The organism is Tuberibacillus sp. Marseille-P3662 (genome assembly GCF_900178005.1).
Taxonomy (GTDB): domain Bacteria; phylum Bacillota; class Bacilli; order Bacillales; family Sporolactobacillaceae; genus Marseille-P3662.
In genome coordinates, this window is the sequence record NZ_FXBS01000006.1 from 1,957,349 (window position 1) to 1,979,286 (window position 21,938).

Here is a 21,938-nt window from a genome sequence, read left to right on the forward strand (position 1 = left end):
ATTAAACTAATCTAAAAATATTTTACCAGGATTAAGCAGATGCTTTGGATCCAAGGCTTGCTTAATCGTCTTCATGACATCAACACCTTGACCGTGTTCCTTCAATAAATATTCCCGTTTCCCAATTCCGACACCGTGTTCACCCGTAGAAGTGCCCCCTTTACTAAGCGCATAGTCAACGATTTGATGATTCACTTCTTTGTAGGCGGCCACTTCATCAAGATTGTCCCGGTCAACACCGATGACGACGTGAAAATTACCGTCACCAACATGCCCGAATAAAGCAGCTTGTGTATAATGATGCTGGTCCAATAATTGTCTTGTTGTAACAATGGCTTCAGTGAGTTCTGAAATTGGAACCGCAACATCAGTAGAGGTCAGCATTTTGCCCGGAGTCAAACCGACAACGGCTAACGCCGCCTCATGCCGAGCCCGCCAAAGTTCGTTGCGGGCTTGCTCATCTGCCTCAAACTGCATAGAAACAAGGTTTTCCGACTGCATAATGTCTTGTGCAAAATCAATTTGCTCGTTAACGGCTTGTTCTCCCCCGGCAAACTCCAAGAACAAGGATGGGGCTTCAGGATAATCGGTCTGACTATGCTCATTAACCGCGGCCACCGTATACTCGTCAACGAGTTCCATCCGACTCACCGGAAGGCCAGCTTTTAAAATATTTTCCGCGGCGGCCCCCGCGTCTCTCACAGATGAAAATACAGCCTTACCCGCTTTAGTCACTTCTGGAATCCCCGTCAATTTCAACGTTAACTCGGTGATGACTCCTAATGTCCCCTCAGAGCCTATGATGAGATCTTTGAGATCGTAGCCTGCCGATGTTTTCAGTGCCTCACTACCCACATCAATCACACGACCGTCAGCCATTACAACTTTAAGGGCTAGCGTATTTTGCCGCATGCCACCGTAACAAACCGTATTAGTTCCGCTTGCATTGGTTGCTGCCATACCACCAAGACTCGCATCAGCACCTGGATCTACCGGGAAAAACAGGCCATATCTCTTTAATGATTGATTCAGTTGATGACGTGTGACGCCTGGCTGTACTTTAACCATAAAATCGTCAGGACGAATATCAATGACTTGGTTCATCTCTGCAAAATCGACACTAATTCCCCCCTCAACGGGAAGAATATGTCCTTCTAGGCTGCTTCCCACACCGTAAGGCACAATGGGGGTCGCTGTCCCCACAGCCCACTTAACAACTTCAGCCACGTCTTCAGTACTTTGTGGAAAAACAACAGCTTCAGGCTCAGCTAAAGGATGATATGTCATATCTCTACCATGTTCGTCGATAGCCGACGGTCCCGTTTTAACTTGATCCGCACCACCTAATAGACTTTTCAATGCTTCAACTTCTACAGTCATAGGTTCCCCTCCGGAATTTTATAAAAATAAGTTTTATTTCAATTTTATTCGCTTTCCTTTCAACAATATCCTTCATCTAAATCAAATTCACAAACGATAAAATAAAAAAAATATTAATAATGAATATGACCGTCGTTACTTGATGTTCCTTTATCGATCCTGTTTTAAAAGTGACAAGAAATCGAAATCGCTTCTTTGTTAATGGAAATAATAGCGGAACACCGCTTTTTGTCAGGAAGTCACCGGCAATATGTGAGCCCATACCAATAAGAAGACCTTTTATGTAAAAGAATTGAATATCTGTGTGGTCGACGGTCCATCTCCCAATCCAATACATGAGAATCATAAATAAAATCGAATGGGTGAAACGTCTGTGACCAAAAATAGTACTTAATGGAATCGAAATGATTTTAAGTCGTCTTCCAAGATAACTATTAGGTTGATCCAAATCAGGTATCGCTGAACCGATCAGGACCAATAGAAAATACAAGCTGGTTGCTATTAAATGATGAGGCACCCAGTGGGTCAGCTGTAATAGTGTAATAGAAATGAGTCCCCATAGAAGACCGAAGTTTTGATGACTGACTGCACGCACAATGGACGAACTCCTTCTTTTTGAATTGTTTCTTTGAAGATGATATCAAGATTAGACCAGTGCTTAAAACATGTCAATCATCTTCACTGCACAGGCTTGAACCCTTCCCATCAGAATCGATATCCAAGGATTCGAAATCGACATTTCCCGGGGAATGCTGCTGGCAAGAAACGACATGCATTTTTTGCCTCTATCAATATGGAGACAATTGTGTTATATTTGTGACTTGTCGACAATGTTCGATTAATTTTTTCACAATTTCATGAATTTCTACATCAAGAAGGAGTGTCACAAAAGATGAATCAGCCATTAATCACGGAGCCTATGGCAATATTTGCTTACTTAAGTGCCATTGTCGCCATCGTGTTTATGTTATCAACCGTTAAAAAGAAAGGCTTTCAAAAGCTATTTCGTTATGCTCCGCCATTAATTTGGATGTATTTCTTGCCCATGATCTCAACCACTGTTGGCATTTTACCGCAAAGTTCGGACTTGTATAGCTTTATGAGCACTTATATGTTACCAGCGGGTTTATTATTATTAATGCTAAGCGCGAACGTGCCTGCCACTTTAAAACTTGGCAGTAAGGCCCTTTTCGTATTTTTAGCCGGGACGGTCGGCGTCATCATCGGCGGTCCAATTGCGTTCGCCCTTTTCCACTCGCTGTTGCCTGAAGATGCATGGCGAGGTGTCGGTGCACTTGCCGGCAGTTGGATCGGCGGGACAGCCAATATGGGCGCTATGATTGAAGCCTTCAGTACACCTGATGATATTATGAGTCCAATTATCATCACGGACACACTTGTGGGTATCAGTTGGATGGGTGTGATGATTGCACTATCCAATTTCCAAGACAAATTCAATCGTTGGAACAAGGCAGATAACTCGGTGATTAAGCAGGTTAATGAAGATATCGCCTCTGATGTTGAAAAAAATCAGAAGCCACTGCAATTACCACAGTTATTTGGCATCATTGGTGTCGGTTTTGCCGGATCTTATCTCATCCGGTTGCTTGCCCAAATGGACTGGATTCCAAAAAGTGAGGTGATGAATGCCTCTACTTGGACATTCATCATTATTACCCTCGTCGGAATTCTATTATCATTTACTAAAGTCCGTCAGCTTGAATACTATGGCGCAAGCAAAATTGGCTATATGGGGATTTACCTTTTCTTAACCGCCATTGGGGCCCAAGCCAACCTGGCTTCTATTATAGATGCACCCGCATTTATCCTCATGGGGATTGTCTGGCTCGCCATTCACATTATTTGTCTTTTTACAGCGGCCCGTTTGCTTCGTGCACCATTATTCTTTGTTGCCGTCGGATCGCAAGGCAATATCGGCGGGACAAGTTCCGCCCCCATCGTGGCATCCGTTTTTCAATCGTCTCTCGCACCCGTCGGTCTGTTGATGGGTATTGTAGGTAATATCATCGGCACTTACGGGGCCCTACTATGCGGTAAACTTGCACAAATGTTTATTATGTAGTCAATTAGAAAACGACCTGATCTAAGTCAGGTCGTTTTTCATATTTACGTTCTTATTTATTGATCCTCACGTAGTTCTTGAGGGACTACTTTCCTTTTGATTAAATAGACATTGTCCTTCTTTATAAACAGCAACCACATTCCTCAGTGAAGCCATATCTTCAAGCGGATTCCCTTCTACTATTAGGAGATCGCACGCCTTACCTACCTCGAGAGATCCCGTTTGCGCATCAATCTTCATCGCCTGTGCCGCTGTCAATGTTGCTGAACGTAAAACATCACCAGGTGACATACCGTTGTCCACCATTAATTCAAGTTCTTTTACAAACTTACCATGGAAATTGAAAGGTGTCCCGGCATCCGTTCCAGCAGCGATTTTCACACCGGCCTGATAAGCTTTATAAAAACTTTCTTGATGACGCGCCATAACTCTTTTTGACTTCTCAACCGCATACTCAGGTATGCCTGCATCTAACCCATGTTCTACAATGTTGTAAGGGGCGACAAGCGTTGGGACGAGGTAAGTCCCATATTCAAGCATCATCTCAATCGCTTCATCGTCTAGATAAATCCCATGCTCAACCGTTGTAATTCCTGCGCGGATGGTATTCTTGATCCCATCAATCCCTTGGGCATGAGCTGCGGTTATTTTACCTGCATGCGTCGCTTCAACGCTTGCAGCCCGTAATTCATCTTCTCCGAGCTGTGGAGAGTTCGGATCAACGCCCGGCGTCATCACACCTCCGGTTGCCATTAATTTGAGCAAATCTGCCCCTGACTTTAATTGCTTACGAGCTGCTTTACGGACCTCATCGACACCATCGGCCTCAATCGCCATTGAATGAGCGTGGCCACCGGTCATGACAATCGGCTCTCCTGATGCGGCAATTCGAGGCCCATCAACCAGTCCCTTTGCAATCGCGTTACGAAGGGCGATGTCTACATTATATTTTGAACCAACATTCCGTACAGTCACGACACCACTTTCCAATTGTTTTGTCGCGTTTCTCATCGCCTTGTAAGCATCATCCGCTTCAAGGTTTTCAACCCGCTCCCGAAATGGATCAGGATTGCCATCCATTGACAAGTGAACATGCGAGTCTATCAAGCCAGGAACGCCAGTTAACCCCTCACCGCTGATGACATGATCAGTATCTTGATGATTAACGTGTTCACCAACATCAAGAATGCCCGTCTCATCAAATAATAGGGAGGTTTGGGTTAACGATTGATTCATTTGGTCAAATAATGCGATATTTTCGATTTTTGTTTTCATATAAGGACTCCTAATATTCTAATCATTTTATATAAAACTCATAATAATACCAGCAACAAGAACAGACGCTATTGTGACGGTTGTAAAACCACCTATTAACATGGGCGGTAAAATGTCATCAAACACTTGTTTCTGCTCGGTTTCATCATTACTTACCGTCCGACTGACCTCTTCAGAAAGTAGATAATCGGCCGGAAATCCAAATAAAGCGGTTAATGCAACCGGAATGAATTTCAACGCAGGCAATCGGAACAATTTTGCCGCCAACATGCCGCCCAAAATAATCCCTATTGACCCAACTACCAGGATTAAAAGAATCGTAGGTAAATCATTCCATAATTCTTGTGGTGACACATCACCTAATGAAGCGATAATATAAAGGATTAAAATCGACATGCTAATGCCAAATGAATTGGCTTTCTGCATGATGGCTGATTCATACACACCAAACCATGTTCCGATTAATCCTGCAATCAAGGCCCAAATCGAGTAGTGGATACCTGTTAGGTTCCCCAAATACACCGCAATGGCACCACCAATGGACAATAAAAATAAATATGTTGCGGGCGTCGCGTATTTTTTCGGGATAAGACCTTGTCTCTCGTCCTCTTGGTGTGGTGTTTTCTCTGTTTCCGACTCATCATTGCCTAAATTCGACTCACTAGCAGCAGCCACTTCTGGATCCCTTTTACGTATACGTTGGATGAATTGGACCGCATATCTCTGTAAGAATTGGGAAGCTAAAGGTAAGCCTACGATCTTTTGCATGGCAAGCACCATTGCGGGAATGACAATTAATGACTCCATCCCTTGTGCCTTCAGTGTATCTGAAGTAATCACGAATGCGATAATGCCGCCCGTTAACGGACCAATGCCTGATGCTGCGATTGAAAATCCATAGATCGGTGTCACAATGGCTAGAACTAAAATAACAGCAAAAATAATGCCTATCAATGCTGTGACAACAGCTTTCCATTGAGACTTGATTGATTTGATGGGAATGAGTGTCCCCATATGTGTAATTAGTAAAGCAACTAATAATGGCGCAATGGTCGTCATTGTCGAATCTTTAATAATCGTATCGGGAAGAATGCCTGTCCACGTTAATAACAAAAATAATAAAGCCACAACAAACAAACTCGGAATCCGGGCCCGTGAAATATTTGCGAGAAAATCTCCCAATGCAAGTAAACCTAATAGCACCATCGCGCTCACAACAGCTGTCAGCATTTAAATCCTCCTCTTGATGTTAAGAAATCATTGGCTAGACTTTTATAACCATGACACTTCTTGATGGTTAATTGAATCAAAGTCCTTTGAATCTATTAACCTCCTCTACTTTATTAAATTAACGTTGCAACGCTTTTATGATTTTAAAAAGTGAATGATTATCATTGTATGTATTTTTCAGTCAATTGTCAATAGAATGTCCATTAAAAAGAATAGAATGATTTTGACACGCCTTTATACATAAATTCAAGCCCTGCAAACAGCATAACCACACCATTCGCAGGGCTTGCACGTGTTCAAACTAGTCATCTAATGTCCCTTGTCTAAGACCCAAAGGAAGGGGGATAGGCCGGTCACAGATATTCTGAACAAAGTAGTGTTGATCTTGCGTTGATGCTTCGTGAAAACCATGCATAATCTCAAGCACATGCAAAGCTTGTGCACCATTAGCCCGGTGCTTGCGGCCACTCGCCAAGGCATATGCCATATCCGCGACTCCGAGCCCCCTGCTATTCTCACTATAGCTATGGGTGAGCGGTATCTCCCGCCATTCATGATTAGATTGACCATTACGTAAATAGACTGGTCCCCCAAATGTATTCGGATCAGGAACAATCAGACTCCCTTCTGTCCCATGAACTTCAATTTTAGGCGTTTGTGTCGCCATCACATCAAAACTCGTAATGATCGTACCCACCGCACCATTTTGAAAATCTAGTAGACCAGCAACATGGGTCGGCGTATTTACCTTGATTTTAGATCCATATTTTTCTTGACTGGTAATCGTTCTTTCAGGAAATGATATTTGCGTCGAACCCGTGACACGGCGAACAGGTCCTATTAAATTGATAAGAGCAGTTAAGTAATAAGGTCCCATATCAAACATCGGACCGGCACCGGCTTGGTAGAAAAATTCAGGATTCGGATGCCAACCTTCCGGACCCCGATTCATCATAAACGCTGTTGCTGCAACCGGCCGGCCAATCCAGCCATCATCGATAAGCTTACGACACGTTTGAATACCGCCACCTAAGAACGTATCCGGGGCATTGCCGACAAGCAGCCCCTTTTCTTCGGCTTTTTTTACAATTGTTTCTCCATCGGCTATTGTCGTCGCCAAAGGTTTCTCCGTGTACACATGTTTTCCGGCATTCAAGGCCTTTAGAGAGATCTCAGTATGAATTTGCGGCGGGGTTAAATTTAAGATGATATCTACTTCAAGATCTGACAGTAATTCATCAACGGAACAGGACTTCGCGATATTATAAACGTCAGCTTGTGATTCGGCTTTACTTATATCAACATCCGCACAGCCAACGACATTAATAATGTCAAATTTAGGTAACGTTTTGAAGTAAATACCACTAATGTTGCCACAACCTATGATCCCTACATTGACTGTCTTCATAACATATCGCCTTCTTTCTCACTAAAATCTAATGAAAGTTCATCTCAGGAACTAATTATTTAACCGCTCCACTTGAGAGTCCCTTAACTACTTTTTCTTGTGAAAATAGGTAAACGAGAATCATTGGCAGGCTCGCTAAAGTTAAAGCTGCCATAATACCTGGTACATTAATCGAAAACTCACTGTAGAAATTTTGTAACCCCAATGGCAATGTCTTATTCTCCGGACTTGTCGTCAGCACCAAGGCAAAAATAAACTCATTCCACAGATGAACAAAGTTATAAATTAAAACCGTCATCAGGGCTGGTGTTAACATTGGCAAAATAATCCTCCGAAAAATCCCAAAATGAGAACAGCCATCTATTTTAGCGGATTCCTCTAAGGCCTTAGGAATCTCCCGCATAAATTGAGTGAGAATAAAGACTGATATTGGCAAACTGAATGCAATATATGGACCTATCAAGGCCCAAAGTGAATCGTAAATACCGATATCTTGACTAAAATTAAATAGAGGAATTAGCGTTGTATGAATGGGCAGCATCATGCCAGAAATAATCAACAAAAACAAAGGTTGATTGAGACGAAATGACATGCGGCTTAAAGGGTAACTAGCTAGCGACCCCACTAGCATAACGAGTAATACCGCACCGAGGCAGACAATCATGCTATTAAAAAAATACCTAGTGATCCCCATGTCAAAAACAGACAGGTATGAACTATAATCAATTTGTGAAAAAAGAGTAAAAGGCTCTTTAAAGAAATGACTTTGAGTTTTTAATGACGTTGAAATCATATATATAAATGGAAAACCGGTAAACACCAACAATATGAGGGCTAATAAATAGAGCGGCGCCTTTTTTATCTTCCTGATCATGTGGAAAAGACTCCTTTCTGTTTCCGTTTATAATCAATAAACTGAATCAGAACTGTCACGATAAACGCAATGATAAACATCACAAAGGCGATCGTACTGCCATACCCCATATTAAAGTTGATAAAAGCTTGCTTATACATATACGTCCCCATTAACTCGGTTGCATGGTTCGGGCCCCCACCGGTCATAATGTAAATCATGTCAAATTGCTTTAAAGATCCAACAATAGCTAAGATCGATGATGACACAATCGTAGGTAGTAATAATGGGAAAGTAATATGCAAAAACTTCTGGATGACATTGGCTCCATCTATTTTGGCAGCTTCATATAGCTCCTCAGATATGCCAACCAGCCCAGCTTTAAAAAGAATCATATAGAAAGGCGCAAATTGCCAGACAATCACAAGCAAAACTGCGATCAACGCCGTGTTTTGACTGCCTAACCATGAGACATTATCAAACCCTAGCAGGTTAATCAATTTGTTGATTGTCCCATTAATAGGATCATACATATAGACCCATAACAAACCGATCGCTACCGTCGACATTAAAAATGGGAGAAAATAGACACTATTAAATAACCGCAACCCTTTAATAGGGGCAAATAATAGAAGTGCCATAATCAGTCCTAACGGCATTTGAACAAAAACCGAAGCGAAGACAACCCAAAAGTTATTAACAAGAGATTCCCAAAAAATCGTGTCAGAAAAAAGCGTGATATAGTTGTCTAACCCAATAAATATCTTGCCCCCGGCTTTCTTCCATTCAAAAAAACTATAATAAAGGGTTTCAAGGATCGGATAGACTACATAGATAATATAGACAATTAAGGCAGGGGCCATAAATAATGCAATCGTCCCCATATCTTTCAGCTTTCTTTGACGCTTCGGTTTGGTTGAGGTCTGAATATCCGGTTGTGCACCAATCTGCCTTTCCATATATATCACCTCATTATTCGAATAAGAAAGGGGGGATCCCCCCCTATTTTATTCAAGAATGTCTTGTGCTTTTGCTTCCATCTTGTCTGCCGCTTCTTTCGGCGTTATTTCCAAACCAAAAATCGCCTGTGTTGTGTCCTTATGCACTTCAGCTAATTCCGGTGGCAATGTTTGGTCATAAGGCATTTGAATATGATTCGCCTCATTAGCTATTTTATAGAACTTTTTGACAAACGGGTCTTCTGGCTCGACGCCTTTTACCGGAGTTAAGCTTCCTGTCTTTTTGACGTATGCCTGTGCCGTCTGGGAACTTGTTAGTTCCTTAATTAACTTAACCGCAGCATCGGGATATTGCGTATCTGCACTGACTGACCACACAGGAGAAGTCGCTCCGCCCACATTGGATGGATCACCTTTTCCCTTAGCAACTGTCGGGAATTTAAATACGCCTAACTTCTTTTCAAACTGTGGAGCTTCATCTCTTACGTTATTTAAAAATGCAATCGTTATATCTTGCATCGCGGCTTGCCCTGTATACATTAATTGTCGTGAACGTCCAGCATCATAAGGGACACCATTAAATCCTTCATTAAATGCATCCATTTTGACAAGCTCTTGAATATACTTTCCTGCTTGAACATAAGCCTGATTGTCAAACCCTTTACCCTCTCTATTTAAAGCGCTTTCAAATAACTGATAGCCAGCAATACGATCAGCAAAATTCATGAGATAATAGGCTCCGGGCCACTTTGTTTTGTTAGCCAAGGCCATTGGAATAATATCATTTTCTCTAAGTGTTTTAACGATATCAACCCACTCTTCATAGGTCTTTGGCGGCGTCAAATCATATTTATTGAAAATATCCTTGTTATAAAATACAAGGTCAAGACTTAATCCCAACGGCACCCCATACTGTTTTTCATCGAATGCCGCATTTTTTAGAGCAAATTCTAAGTAACGTGTTTTATCAATTTGATCTGTAACATCTAGGACTTGACCCTGTTCGACAAAATGTTTAAGCCAGCCACCGCCCCAGGAGTCAAAAATATCCGGCGGACTGCCCCCTGACATCGCTACAGAAAGTTTTTGTTTATAGGAATCATTCGCCGTATGCACAGCATTAACTTTAAACTCGGGATTGTCTTTCTCAAATCGGTCAATGGCATCTAGGATGACTTGCTCTTCTGCGCCCGTTTCAATATACCAGAAATCCAAAACTTTTTTGTCACCATGACTTGCACCACCGTTGTCACTCGATGATGTCTTATCAGATCCACCACTACACGCCGTGATCAAGAGCAAAGAACAAATAGCGAGAAACGTCGCTAGTTTTTTCATATACATCCCCCATTTTAAATTGAAAGATTAAAGGCTCTTCTGAGGTAGTTAAGGCTGGTCTCAATACTTTTAATAGGTGAACCTTTGCATTGGTCTTGCTCAACAATCCATCCATTGACATTGAGCCTTTCCCCATAGTCAATAATGGACTCCAACTCAATGCCACCCGTTCCTAACTCTGCAAAAAAACGTTCGCCATCTGTTGTCATATCCTTCAAATGGATTAAAATATTCCTGTTTCGGCAGCGCGTCATCCAATCTTGCGGATTCTGCCCAGCATACTTTAACCAATACACATCCAATTCAATCCCCACCCAATCGGGATTGGTTCCATTGAGAATGAGATCTAACCCTGTTTGATCTTCAAAACGGGTCAATTCAAAATCATGATGGTGATAATAAAAGGTTAAACCTTCCTTCTGACATTTGAATCCCACACGATTGAACAAATCTGCCAGTTGCTGATATCCTTCTTTATTTCGTCTTTCAAGCGGGATCACCGGGCATACCACGCCTTGATTTCCAAGTTCCTTTTGATAAGCCATCACTTCATCTAAATGATGCTCAAGTTGTTCTAACGGGATATGACTCGCGATGGGGACCAGATCAAGGCGATCCAGTTCAGTCCGCAACGCTGCCGCTGACAATCCTCCGTATCCGGCAAATTCCACACTCTTATAGCCTAATGATGCCACCTTTTCCAATGTCCCAATAAAATCTTTTGAACTTTCTTCACGTAATGTGTACATTTGTAAAGCTACGGGTTTTTGCATCATGACTGTCCTCCATTATTCAAACAATTTTGCTCAACCTATCCCATTTCACCTCCCTGATGTAATCGATTACATTTTTGTCCCAGAAGATTCGCGTACAACTAACTTTGTGGGTAATATCACCTTTTGATCCATGATGGTTGTGCCGTTCATACGCTCCAATAATAAGGTCATGGCTTTCTTTCCCATATCAAACATCGGTTGGGCAATAGTTGTTAACCCTGGCTCCATCACAGAGGAAAATTTAATATCATCGAAACCGACGATAGATAGATCATTAGGGATGTGCACCCCCCTGTTATGAGCTGCCTTAATTGCACCCATCGCCATCTCATCATTAGCTGCAAAAACAGCTGTCGGCGGATGGTTCAATGTGAGTAATTGATTCATGATTTGATAACCAGAATCAATGGTGAAATCCCCTTCTTGAATCCATTCATCCTTCACAGGGAGAGCATGACTTTCCAAGGCCTGCACGTAGCCCTTCAGTCTGTCCTGACTCATAGGAAGATCCATAGGACCGGAAATGTGACTTATGCTATCATGGCCAAGTTGAATGAGGTGTTGGGTTGCCTTCCCGCCACTCATCTCGTTATCAACCATCACCGTCGGGCATGGCGGTGGGTCCAAATAATCGGAAACAGAAACCACGGCATCACTTTGCGATGTCTTATCAAAATTCACTTCACGTGGCTGTACAGTTAAAAAGATGACGCCATCCACTTGTTGTTGCCTTAAATAATCAATATAATCGTAATTCGCCTTACTGAAACTTTTATTAGGCTGTTTCAAAATAACTTGGTAGCCCTGTTGATTTGCAACCCATTCAATGCCTGACAAAATCTCTGAAAAAACATTGTTTGAAATTCTTGGAATCACAACAAGAAGCGATTTTGTTTCCGTTTTCCGAAAATTCCTCGCCAATATATTGGGTTTGTAATTTAATGCTTCAATGGCTTGTAGGACTTTATATTTGGTATGATCTTTAACAGATTCTGGTGATTGCAAGACTCGTGAGACCGTTGCTGTTGAAACACCTGATTTTTTAGCGACGTCACTCATTGTTGTCATATAAATGAATACCTTTCTCCAAATGTAATCGATTACATTTTGTTTTATTAAAGTATAGATCTTAAAAATAATTCAGTCAAGAGTAAAAATTAAAATAATTTTGTCAGAGTAGCAATGATTGTTTACTTACATTTAAAAAGGGCTGCGTATCAGCCCTTAAATGGTTAAATAGAGATGTGGAGGATCACTAAAATACTTAATGTCCAGCCGATCAACATGACAGCCGAATAAACCACCCATTCCTTTTTTTTCTCCCCTTTAATTGATCTTGCCATATCCCAAGCTGACAATAAGGCTAGGAAAAGCATAACTATAGACATCTGCACCACCATTTTCTATTTACCTCCCGATAATGACTCGCTTGTTAAGCCCGTTCGTTCAAGAACGACATTCGGGACAATCTTAACTTCCAATTTTGGGAAGACTTGATCCCATCTTTCTTTATAGTCATTCCGCCATTTCCCCGGATATTTTCGATAAACCGCCCGTCCAAATCCAAATATGTCGGACTTAAACTGTTGCTGTGCTTTATCCAACGCGAGATCCATCCTATTCTGAATTTGTTTTTCTAACATCATCGTTAATGATCGGATAGCTTTAGGTTGTTTAAGATTGAGTTTTGAATCATTCTCATACAAAGCGGTCTCAGCGTAGACTTGGACAACAATTTTTAGATGATCTTGATTTAATTTAGGCTGAATTTCCGTCTTTGCCCTTACAATGTTTGTACTAACTTTGCCGCCTCCCTTTTTTTGGGGGACTTTCAATGTAATCACACCATCTTTCACCTTATCGTGAAACCAGAGAACCCCTCGGGTTTCGATGTCATCCATCCATCCAACCAGTTGATCTCTATAAAAGACGCCTGACCCAGATATCGACATATACTTTTCACTACTGGATTGAGACCCCCCAGCAGAAAAACTGGACTCATCTTGTACTTCTAAAGGCTTGATCTTAAATTGCGGAGCAACCGGCTCGATGCCTGTTCCAAGCAACATATTCGTGAAGTCTCTTAGGTTGACCTCGACAAGAATCTCACGCTTCGTCAATTCCCGCATTTCTTCAGAAGGAACCCGTTCCAATTTAGTTTGTATCTCTAATAAATCAGCAGCTTTGCCCTTCGCTACCATAATATAATCATTCAATCGCGATTCAGGATATCTCGTGAAGAAATCAAGGACTTTGGAAACGCCCTCTTGTGCCAACTTCTCTCCTATAAGAATAATCCTGCTGTGGGAAAAAAACACTTTCCGCGGGAGTTTTTCTTGCAGTTTTCGATAAGCAGCCATCACAGTCGCCCCTTTTTCCGAAGCCGTGAAAGTCGTGGGGCCTTGGCCTCCTCCTTTTCCAGTGGGAACCAGTTGATTCGGAATAGCAACTTCCAAAGTTAAACGAATGTTACCATTTTCCATTTCATCTAAACCAACAGCCGTCACAATGGCAATATCATTGACTTCCACCCGGCTCCAACAACCCGTGAGTCCCAACATCATGATGCTGATTAGCAAGATTCTAGCAAGCTTCATGCATTATCTTTCCCTTCTGCAAAACAACGTCTAATGCTTACGTTTTGAATGATGATGAGGGCGAAGAAACTTTTTCATTCTTTGGGGGGCTCTTTTGGCTGTTTCCTGAGGACGCTTAATCATGGCCCACCAAGGTACACGAATGAAAACATCCTTAAGATCACTAACATGCAAAGGTGCAATCGGTGCTGAATAAGGGACACCAAAGGAACGTAGTCGGGCCATATGTATAAGAATTAAGAACCCTCCCAGTAAGAGACCATACATACCAAGGATAGAAGTGAGTATCATCATGCCGAAGCGAACAACTCGAATGCCGCCTGAAAGGCTATAACTCGGTATCATAAAAGAAGCAATACCGGTAATCGCCACGACGATGACGAGTGGAGCGGAAACGAGCCCCGCTTGCACAGCAGACTCGCCGATGACCAATGCCCCAGCAATACTGACCGCCTGGCCAACCGGTTTTGGCAACCGCACCCCAGCCTCACGTAAGGCTTCGAATGATATTTCCATCAAAAACACCTCTACGATGGCTGGAAAGGGCACATTTTCCCTTGATGCTGCGACGCTGAACAGTAAATTAGTCGGCATCAACTCTTGATGAAACGTCGTTACAGCAATATAAATAGATGGAAAAAAGATAGCAATGAGCAAGAATAAATAGCGTAACAACCGAATCGCCGAACTGATCATATAACGACCGTAATAATCCTCGGATGCCGTCATCATTTCGTAAAAAGTAATTGGTAGAATGAGCACAAACGGGGTATTATCAATAAGAATGCCCACTTTCCCTTCTAATAAATGACCTACCAAGCGGTCCGGTCGTTCAGTATTTAACATTTGCGGAAAGATGGAGTACGGATTGTCTTCCAGCAGCTCTTCAATATAACCACTTTCCTCGATTGCATCAATATCGATTCGGTTTAAACGTTGCTGCACTTCCTCAATTAAATCTGGATCAACAATACCATCAATATAAGTTATTGCTATGTCCGTTTGCGATAACCGTCCAATCTTAGTCGGTTTCACCTTTAACCGATGGGTCTTGAGTCTGCGACGAACAAGGCTAATATTCGTTTGAATATTTTCGATAAACCCCTCTTTAGGACCGCGAACCACCGCCTCTGTAGTTGGTTCCTCAATGGCACGTTGTTCCCGTGATGTTGCACTAATGAATAGCGCTTGTGGCACACCATCAATTAATATGACAGCGCCGCCAGACAAAATATGATCAGCGACATCTTGTAGCTTCCGCCCGGTGCTTATCTTACCGACTGAAAACACTTGATTCAGAACAAATGCATCCATATCGTGCGTTGAAAACATCGTTCCGCTTTCGGTATTGTCTTGATACGCTAACAGCGGTTTCATGATCGCAGAATCTAGGGTCTTTTGATCAACAAATCCGCTAAAATAGATCAATTGCCCGTCTTGCTGATTGCCAATTTGAAAGCTTCGATACACAAGATCAGATGATTGCTGGAACATCGTTTTTAAATAGTGGATGTCGTGATCAAGTGTTCCACTCACCATCCCTGTTTCCGTCTGTTCTAATGGTTGCTCGGTGGGTTCTTGCTTTTCATTCTTTTCTCGGTTTTCCAGGAGGTCCTTTAATTTCCTTGTTCTTCTGATATTAACCACCCTCTTTTCATTGTGACTCGGTGCTTGATTGTTTTTTCTTACGAATGAATGAGATGACTAATAATAATATCGGAATCCCGGCCTGTAAGAAAACATGGGTATAGAATGGTATCACTTTTAATCCAATATTGAGATGCTCGGTAATATTGGAGGCAATCACCACAGATAAAGGGGCAATAATGACAGCAAGCGGGAGCAAAATTGCTTTATATGTTTTTAGTTGGAAACATTGAGCCATTCCAATAGCTGCCCCATATGTCCATGCCCCAACTTTGAAAAATACGCCTGCTACCATAATTAAGATCACAATTGTATCAACACGCTCAAGAAAGTCTGCGATTGAAATCATCCGTGCTGCCGCAAAGAAAGGGAAAATTTCTCTTCCGTATATTTTTGGTCCAAGAACAGAAATCGTGATAAGCGTATTAAGTGCTAGCAATCCCCCTCCAAAGAAGACAATAGCCAAGCCAACCTTATTGATTTTCCTTTTATCAGCAAGGGCCGGGAAAAACATCAAAATTAAGACCAATTCTCCAAACGGAAAGGCCACAATTTGTGGAAATGCGGCTTGCCAAATCGGTTGAAGACCTTCCCCTAACACAGGGGTTATTCTCTGAAAATCCATTAATTGTGAACCAAATAGTAAAACCCACGTGATCACTAATGAGAATATAAAGACAGGTAATATCATTTCCCCCATACGTCCAAAGACTTCAATCCCGCCGCGAAGGCAATAAATAATGATAATCATAAAACCAGCAATGACAACGATCAATGGCGTTCCATTCAAAATTGTTGTCACAATTAGTTCACCTAAATCTCTGCAATTTCTGGCAGCAGAATAGATGAAGTACAAAATATAAATCACAATGAGCGGATAACCGAGGACCCTACCACAAATTTTTCGTATGATCTGAACAAGAGTATCACCAGGATGATACTCAGCTAATTTTGTATAAACCTTCATTAGAACTAAGCCATATACCATCGCGACTAAAATGGCTAACCAGGCATCCTGACCCGCTTTAGTTCCTACCCCAAACACAACGGTCGTTCCAATTTCAAAAGAAATCATCACGACAAAAAGTTGACGGGCACTCAGTTTTGTCTGTTTCATTGAGCCAAACGTCCTTTTACATTCACTTGAACATCCAAATAGATTTCTTATAGCTTTTTTCGTTATCTCACTTTTATTCATCCTATTATAAAGAAACTGGACGATTTTAAATTCAAAAAAAAGATAGTCCTTTTACAGACTATCTCGTGAAAACTTTATTTGATTTTTAATTAATAGCCTTAACAAATTGCTTGGCTTTGTCTGTTAACTGAGCAAGCGTTGATTCATTGATGGGTTGTTTCGTATTGACAAGGGCGCTGCCCAATCCAGCAGCAACCGCACCGTTATCAAAGTAGGTTTTGATATTGTCTAAATGAACCCCGCCGGTTGGCATCAATGGAATCTGTGGCAGCGGACCTTGGATATCCTTAATATAGCCCGGTCCCATAATGTTGGCTGGAAAGACTTTAATTAAATCTGCTCCGTGTTCATAAGCCGTCAAAATTTCCGTTGGTGTCATCGCACCAGGGATACTAACAACGCCATACCGCTTCGTCACCCGAATCGTCTCTGTATTAACGGTGGGTGCAAATACAAATTGAGCTCCTGCCATAATCGTTGCTCGAGCTGTTTCCGGGTCAAGCACCGTTCCGGCACCCACAACCACCTCATTACCTAATTCAGAAGATACCCGTTCAATAAGTGACAATACATTAGGTGTTTCCGCTGTAATCTCAAGCACCTTCACACCACCTGCACTTAAGGCCTTGGCGATCGATAGAACGTCTTCTTCTTTGGCTCCGCGAATCACAGCAACTAATTGATGTTGCTTAATAAGTTCTAATGTATTCATAATACCTGCCACCATCCTTTATCGTTTAACATCATCTTGAGTCGAACCGTTAATAAACGTTAACAGCCTATCCTTTTCAGGCAGTCCTTCAACATCACCGCTCACCATTGTGACAATAGCGCCGACGGCATTCGCTCGTTGAACTGCTTTTTCTAAGTCCAATCCGTCAAGCAACCCAGATATAAATCCGGCTGCGAAACCATCGCCCGCACCTACTGGATCAACGACTTGATCAACAGGAAAGCCTTGTACAAACCCTTGTTTTTCTTCTGCAGCATAGTAAGCACCTTGTTTTCCTAGTTTAATAACGGTCGTTTTAGCACCATGGTCATTAAAGCGCTGAGCCATGGTCTCTGGATCACTGACATCAAATAAAAACTTGCCTTCATCAATCCCAGGTAAAACAATATCAGCCTTGGCAGCTAGTTCAAGCAATACACGTTTGGCCTCGCTCTCTGACCATAGTTTCCGCCGTAAATTGGGATCAAAAACAATCGGAACGTCATTTTGTTTGGCAAGGTCCATCGCTTTAATAACGGTTTCATAACAATTTTTACTAAGTGCAGGCGTAATACCTGTGATATGTAAGTATTTGGATTGAGCAATATAAGATTCATTAAGATGAATTTGCTCCATCCGGCTGGCTGCTGAATCTTTTCGATAATATTTCACATTAAATTCATTAGCTGTCAACCGTTCTTTAAAATAAAGACCTGTTGAGGCCTCCGTGTCGAACGTAACTTGGCTCGTGTCAACGCCTTCACCGCGGATGAAAGCGAGCACTTTTTTTCCTAATTCATCGTCACCGAGCCGGCTCATCCACCCGGCATTATGACCAAGTCTCGCAAGACCAATAGCAACATTAGACTCAGCGCCGCCAACCTTTGCTGAAAACTGGTTGGCATAACGCATCATTCCGCCAGTATTCGGCGTGAATAAAACCATCGTTTCCCCTAAAGTTATAACGTCCATGTTCGGTTGTCCCTCCTTAATTTTATTGTACCAAAAACCGTCTATGAGCATAAGAGAGCATTATTATTTAATTATAGATACCCCTTACTGGGACAAGTGCGTTCCTAAATTCTTTGTTTGCGGGACAGAATCTTTACAATACGGGACAGCCGCGGGACAAAGCGCCCCCAATGGAACAATACTCTCTTGAGATAAATAAAAGGCTGTCCATCACTGGACAGCCTCATCCTTCTTTAGTTATCTTCCCTTTTCGCGGCTTTGACTTCAGCCCGGCGGTACCCACCGGCAATGTCAGCGGCTTTAAAATCTTGATTGTAATGAACTTCTTTGGCATCTGATACCTGTTGATTTTTGCGACTTATAGGTTGGTATTGTGTTTGTTTACCTGGCATTTGAATCACCCTTTAAATGACTTTTTGCTTCTAATAAGGCTTTTCCCGCGCACAGATTCCCTTAAACATGACTCATAGAAGAATATTTACTAAATTGAATTAATAGCTGATAATAGTAAACATCACTGCTATAAAAAAAAGAATCCTTACCTGCGTCGCGACGTAGTCAAAATGATTATTAAGGGAGCCCTTCCCCGCTTCGCTAAGGACTACCTTATCATTTTAGCAGGGAAGGAAACGTCGGCTAAAAACCGTAACGTCCTGTTACGAACGCCGACGCTAGCACATCCTGTGCGTCGCGACGTAGTCAAAATGATTATTAAGGGAGAGGGAGTGTAGAAAAATTGGATGGAACGTTAATTAATTCCGATGACACCTGGTTACTTTGGGCTTTTTTGGCTGGATGGGCAGCGGCAAGTATCTATCTTGAACAAAAGTACAAGTGGGCCGCTAAAATGACAGGCGCCATCATTGCTTTGCTTGGAGCCTTGATTCTCGCTAATTTGAAGGTAATTCCGACATCAGCACCGGCCTATGATGCTGTGTGGACTTACGTCATCCCACTTGCCATTCCCCTGTTGTTATTCCAAGCGAATTTGAAAAAGATATGGAATGACAGTGGTAAATTATTGATCACCTTCCTGATTAGTGCTTGCGGAACTGTTATTGGTGCTTACATCGCTTTCTTTGCTTTACAAGATGCTATTCCTCATTTAGATAAAATAGGTTCCATGGAAACAGGCTCCTACATAGGCGGTGGCGTCAATTTTGCTGCTTTAGCCGGAAAGCTCCAAGCGCCAGGAGAATTAGCGTCTTCAGCCATCGTTGCTGATAATTTATTAATGGCACTCTATTTCTTTGTACTGATTATCATGCCAACCCTAACCTTCTTTCGTAAAAAATATCGGACACCTTATATTGATGAACAGAGCAGTAATGATAAAGGTGATAAGGAAGCGGCCTCCTATTGGAGACGTAACGATATTAGTTTAAAAGATATCGCAATGGCTAGTGGAAGCGCCTTTTTCCTTGTTGCTGTGTCATTCAAAATCGCTGAACTGTTTGATCATTGGATCCCTTCCGGAAACGATGTCGGGTTTTTCTTTAACGTGTTGAATGGGTTATTTGGCGATAACTATCTTATGCTGACGACTATCACCGTTCTTGCCGTCACCTTCTTCAACTCATTTTTCGAACGCATTCATGGTGCGCAAGAAATTGGCACTTATTTAATCTACATTTTCTTTGTCGTGATTGGCGTCCCTGCCTCGCTGCCCTTGCTTATTAACAATGCACCGCTATTACTTGTTTTTGTAGCCATTATTGTTTGTTTTAATATGCTGGTGACCTTTGGCGTCGGGCGTTTCTTCCATTTTAGCCTTGAAGAAATGATTCTTGCGAGCAATGCCAGCGTTGGTGGACCGACAACTGCAGCAGCTTTCGCTATTGCGAAGGGTTGGACTCAACTCATTGTGCCTATCATGCTTGTAGGGACACTTGGTTATATTATTGGTAATTATATCGGCAGTATCATGTATTACGTCTTCCAGTCTATGTAACGGACCCATGTCGAGTGGGTTGCCTAGTATAGCCGTCCTAATTATATGAATCATAACTTATGAGGTGAATGATATGAATCGTGGCATCATAACAGCGCTTTCTGCCATTGGCATTGCTCAGGGACTGAAAGTTTTCACAGAAAAGCAAAAGACAGGGAATTGGGATTGGCGGTCCGTTCAACAATCGGGTGGCATGCCGAGTTCCCATTCGGCTGGGGTGTCTTCTCTGGCAGCCTACGTGGCATCCCGACGCGGCCCAGCATCCATTGAAACCGCAATATCCGTGATCTTTGGGGTCATTGTCATGTACGACGCTCAAGGGATTCGCCGTCATACCGGCGAAATTGCCAAGCTCGTCAATGACCTTGATGCTGATATTGAACGATTATCGGGGTATGCAGGCTCATCGTTAAATCATGTGAAACGAGAACAGGAATTAAATGAACTATTGGGACATCAACCGATTGAAGTGACGGTGGGGGCTATGCTAGGCACAGGTATCGGCTGGTTGAGCAGTAAATGGAATGAATGACTAAGAATGATTGGTAATCTTCCTTCCTCTTGTGATCATGCTCCGCAGGCCTTATACTATTTACAGTGCTAACAGAAAGCGGAGAGGATCACATGGCCCAACAAACTTTACTATTAGTCGACGGTTTTAACCTATTAAGCCGCGGCTATTTTGCCACATCCTATGGCAAAACCGAAGATCAATTATATCGCAACAGCCAAGGTTTATATACCGGTGGTTTACGCGTCTTTTTACAAAAATTGTTCGCGCTCATCAATCAATATGAAACCACCCATGTGGCCATCGCTTGGGATGTGAAACGAGAAGAAACCGATCGAAGACAGAATTATGCATTCTACAAAGCCACCCGGGGTGAACTGCCTGAACCGTTGATCGAGCAGTATCATAGTTGTAAAACAACGCTCGAACGAATGGGAATTAAACAAATCTTTGTCCCGCAATTTGAAGCTGATGACGTGATCGGGGCTTTGGCAAAAAAATGGTCTCTTGAAACGAATGGACCGTGCTACATCTATAGTAATGACCGTGATTTATTTCAATTACTCGATGAACGGACATCGCAAATTATTGTCAGTCAGAAAAAAGAACGCTGCTACACCCTTCAGCATTTTCACAATGATTATGCGATTGAACCGTATCAGTGGGTAGATGTGAAGGCTCTGTTAGGTGACAAGAGTGATAACTTACCGGGTTGCCCTGGCGTTGGGGAGAAGTCTGCGTTACCTTTAATCCAGCAATACGGTTCTTTGGAATCGATCTATGAATCCATTGGTGAATTAGATCCCAAGTTTAATCGTTATAAAAATAAATTAATCGACGGGCGTGAATCCGCAACGATAAGTAAAGATCTTGCACAAATCATTTGTGACATTCCTGACCTTGACAGGTTATCTATCAACCAATTGCAATGGATGATGGCTGAGAACGTGGTTGCCGCGGAACTCGATTCACTTGAAATAAGAATCAATTATCGCATTCCCCATTTCCACTCAACGCTCACATGACAATGGATGTCTCAATCAACATG

21 protein-coding genes are annotated in these 21,938 nt (G+C 42.2%); 4 read left to right on the plus strand and 17 right to left on the minus strand.

What is annotated here, in order from left to right:
* Positions 1-6 precede the first annotated feature (6 nt).
* Together B9Y89_RS18240 and B9Y89_RS18245 are read right to left on the minus strand one after the other, a co-directional pair.
* Positions 7-1,380 (minus strand): FAD-binding oxidoreductase, encoded by a 1,374-nt coding sequence (locus B9Y89_RS18240; RefSeq protein ID WP_085524599.1) that lies wholly within the window; start codon positions 1,378-1,380, stop codon positions 7-9.
* A 76-nt stretch (positions 1,381-1,456) separates the two neighbouring features.
* Positions 1,457-1,975, minus strand: coding sequence for a metal-dependent hydrolase (locus tag B9Y89_RS18245; protein WP_176222287.1), 519 nt, complete (start codon positions 1,973-1,975; stop codon positions 1,457-1,459).
* A gap of 297 nt (positions 1,976-2,272) precedes the next feature.
* Here B9Y89_RS18245 and B9Y89_RS18250 point away from each other — a divergent pair, with 297 nt between their 5' ends.
* Entirely contained in the window at positions 2,273-3,463 is a 1,191-nt protein-coding gene (locus B9Y89_RS18250) for a DUF819 family protein (RefSeq protein WP_085524601.1), read from the plus strand.
* A 66-nt stretch (positions 3,464-3,529) separates the two neighbouring features.
* On the opposite strand, the gene B9Y89_RS18255 is transcribed toward B9Y89_RS18250, so the two are convergent.
* The 15 genes from B9Y89_RS18255 to B9Y89_RS18320 all read right to left on the minus strand — a co-directional run bounded on the left by B9Y89_RS18255 (position 3,530) and on the right by B9Y89_RS18320 (position 18,820).
* Positions 3,530-4,738 (minus strand): metal-dependent hydrolase family protein, encoded by a 1,209-nt coding sequence (locus B9Y89_RS18255; protein ID WP_085524602.1) that lies wholly within the window; start codon positions 4,736-4,738, stop codon positions 3,530-3,532.
* A 27-nt stretch (positions 4,739-4,765) separates the two neighbouring features.
* Complete coding sequence (locus B9Y89_RS18260; RefSeq protein WP_085524603.1) at positions 4,766-5,968, minus strand: hypothetical protein; 1,203 nt, start codon at positions 5,966-5,968, stop codon at positions 4,766-4,768.
* A gap of 301 nt (positions 5,969-6,269) precedes the next feature.
* The gene (locus tag B9Y89_RS18265; RefSeq protein WP_085524604.1) at positions 6,270-7,376 is read right to left on the minus strand and encodes a Gfo/Idh/MocA family protein; all 1,107 of its coding nucleotides are present in this window, start codon (positions 7,374-7,376) and stop codon (positions 6,270-6,272) included.
* A 55-nt stretch (positions 7,377-7,431) separates the two neighbouring features.
* Complete coding sequence (locus B9Y89_RS18270; RefSeq protein WP_085524605.1) at positions 7,432-8,250, minus strand: carbohydrate ABC transporter permease; 819 nt, start codon at positions 8,248-8,250, stop codon at positions 7,432-7,434.
* On the minus strand, positions 8,247-9,188 hold the full coding sequence (locus tag B9Y89_RS18275; RefSeq protein ID WP_085524606.1) for a carbohydrate ABC transporter permease: 942 nt from the start codon (positions 9,186-9,188) through the stop codon (positions 8,247-8,249). The genes B9Y89_RS18270 and B9Y89_RS18275 overlap by 4 nt, the downstream gene beginning before the upstream one ends.
* 48 nt (positions 9,189-9,236) lie before the next feature.
* Positions 9,237-10,526 (minus strand): extracellular solute-binding protein, encoded by a 1,290-nt coding sequence (locus B9Y89_RS18280; RefSeq protein WP_085524607.1) that lies wholly within the window; start codon positions 10,524-10,526, stop codon positions 9,237-9,239.
* A gap of 14 nt (positions 10,527-10,540) precedes the next feature.
* Positions 10,541-11,302 (minus strand): sugar phosphate isomerase/epimerase family protein, encoded by a 762-nt coding sequence (locus B9Y89_RS18285; RefSeq protein WP_085524608.1) that lies wholly within the window; start codon positions 11,300-11,302, stop codon positions 10,541-10,543.
* Between the two features lie 66 nt (positions 11,303-11,368).
* Complete coding sequence (locus B9Y89_RS18290) at positions 11,369-12,370, minus strand: LacI family DNA-binding transcriptional regulator (protein ID WP_085524609.1); 1,002 nt, start codon at positions 12,368-12,370, stop codon at positions 11,369-11,371.
* A 164-nt stretch (positions 12,371-12,534) separates the two neighbouring features.
* Positions 12,535-12,702, minus strand: a complete 168-nt coding sequence (locus tag B9Y89_RS19190) for a hypothetical protein (RefSeq protein ID WP_176222288.1) — start codon at positions 12,700-12,702, stop codon at positions 12,535-12,537.
* 3 nt (positions 12,703-12,705) lie between these two features.
* Positions 12,706-13,899, minus strand: coding sequence for a Ger(x)C family spore germination protein (locus tag B9Y89_RS18295; protein WP_085524610.1), 1,194 nt, complete (start codon positions 13,897-13,899; stop codon positions 12,706-12,708).
* Between the two features lie 30 nt (positions 13,900-13,929).
* Complete coding sequence (locus B9Y89_RS18300; protein WP_085524611.1) at positions 13,930-15,546, minus strand: spore germination protein; 1,617 nt, start codon at positions 15,544-15,546, stop codon at positions 13,930-13,932.
* A 7-nt stretch (positions 15,547-15,553) separates the two neighbouring features.
* A complete protein-coding gene (locus B9Y89_RS18305) occupies positions 15,554-16,663 on the minus strand; it encodes a GerAB/ArcD/ProY family transporter (RefSeq protein ID WP_085524612.1) in 1,110 nt (369 codons plus the stop codon).
* Between the two features lie 166 nt (positions 16,664-16,829).
* Positions 16,830-17,456, minus strand: coding sequence for a bifunctional 4-hydroxy-2-oxoglutarate aldolase/2-dehydro-3-deoxy-phosphogluconate aldolase (locus B9Y89_RS18310; protein ID WP_085524613.1), 627 nt, complete (start codon positions 17,454-17,456; stop codon positions 16,830-16,832).
* A gap of 18 nt (positions 17,457-17,474) precedes the next feature.
* Positions 17,475-18,428, minus strand: a complete 954-nt coding sequence (locus B9Y89_RS18315) for a sugar kinase (protein ID WP_085524614.1) — start codon at positions 18,426-18,428, stop codon at positions 17,475-17,477.
* A 233-nt stretch (positions 18,429-18,661) separates the two neighbouring features.
* On the minus strand, positions 18,662-18,820 hold the full coding sequence (locus tag B9Y89_RS18320; protein ID WP_085524615.1) for a YfhE family protein: 159 nt from the start codon (positions 18,818-18,820) through the stop codon (positions 18,662-18,664).
* A gap of 344 nt (positions 18,821-19,164) precedes the next feature.
* On the opposite strand from B9Y89_RS18320, the gene B9Y89_RS18325 reads away from it, so the two are divergent.
* The 3 genes from B9Y89_RS18325 to B9Y89_RS18335 all read left to right on the plus strand — a co-directional run bounded on the left by B9Y89_RS18325 (position 19,165) and on the right by B9Y89_RS18335 (position 21,915).
* The gene (locus B9Y89_RS18325) at positions 19,165-20,379 is read left to right on the plus strand and encodes a DUF819 family protein (RefSeq protein WP_085524616.1); all 1,215 of its coding nucleotides are present in this window, start codon (positions 19,165-19,167) and stop codon (positions 20,377-20,379) included.
* Positions 20,380-20,443: 64 nt separating this feature from the next.
* Positions 20,444-20,911 (plus strand): divergent PAP2 family protein, encoded by a 468-nt coding sequence (locus B9Y89_RS18330; protein ID WP_139822836.1) that lies wholly within the window; start codon positions 20,444-20,446, stop codon positions 20,909-20,911.
* Positions 20,912-21,003: 92 nt separating this feature from the next.
* On the plus strand, positions 21,004-21,915 hold the full coding sequence (locus tag B9Y89_RS18335) for a 5'-3' exonuclease (RefSeq protein ID WP_085524618.1): 912 nt from the start codon (positions 21,004-21,006) through the stop codon (positions 21,913-21,915).
* The last annotated feature ends 23 nt before the right edge of the window (positions 21,916-21,938 follow it).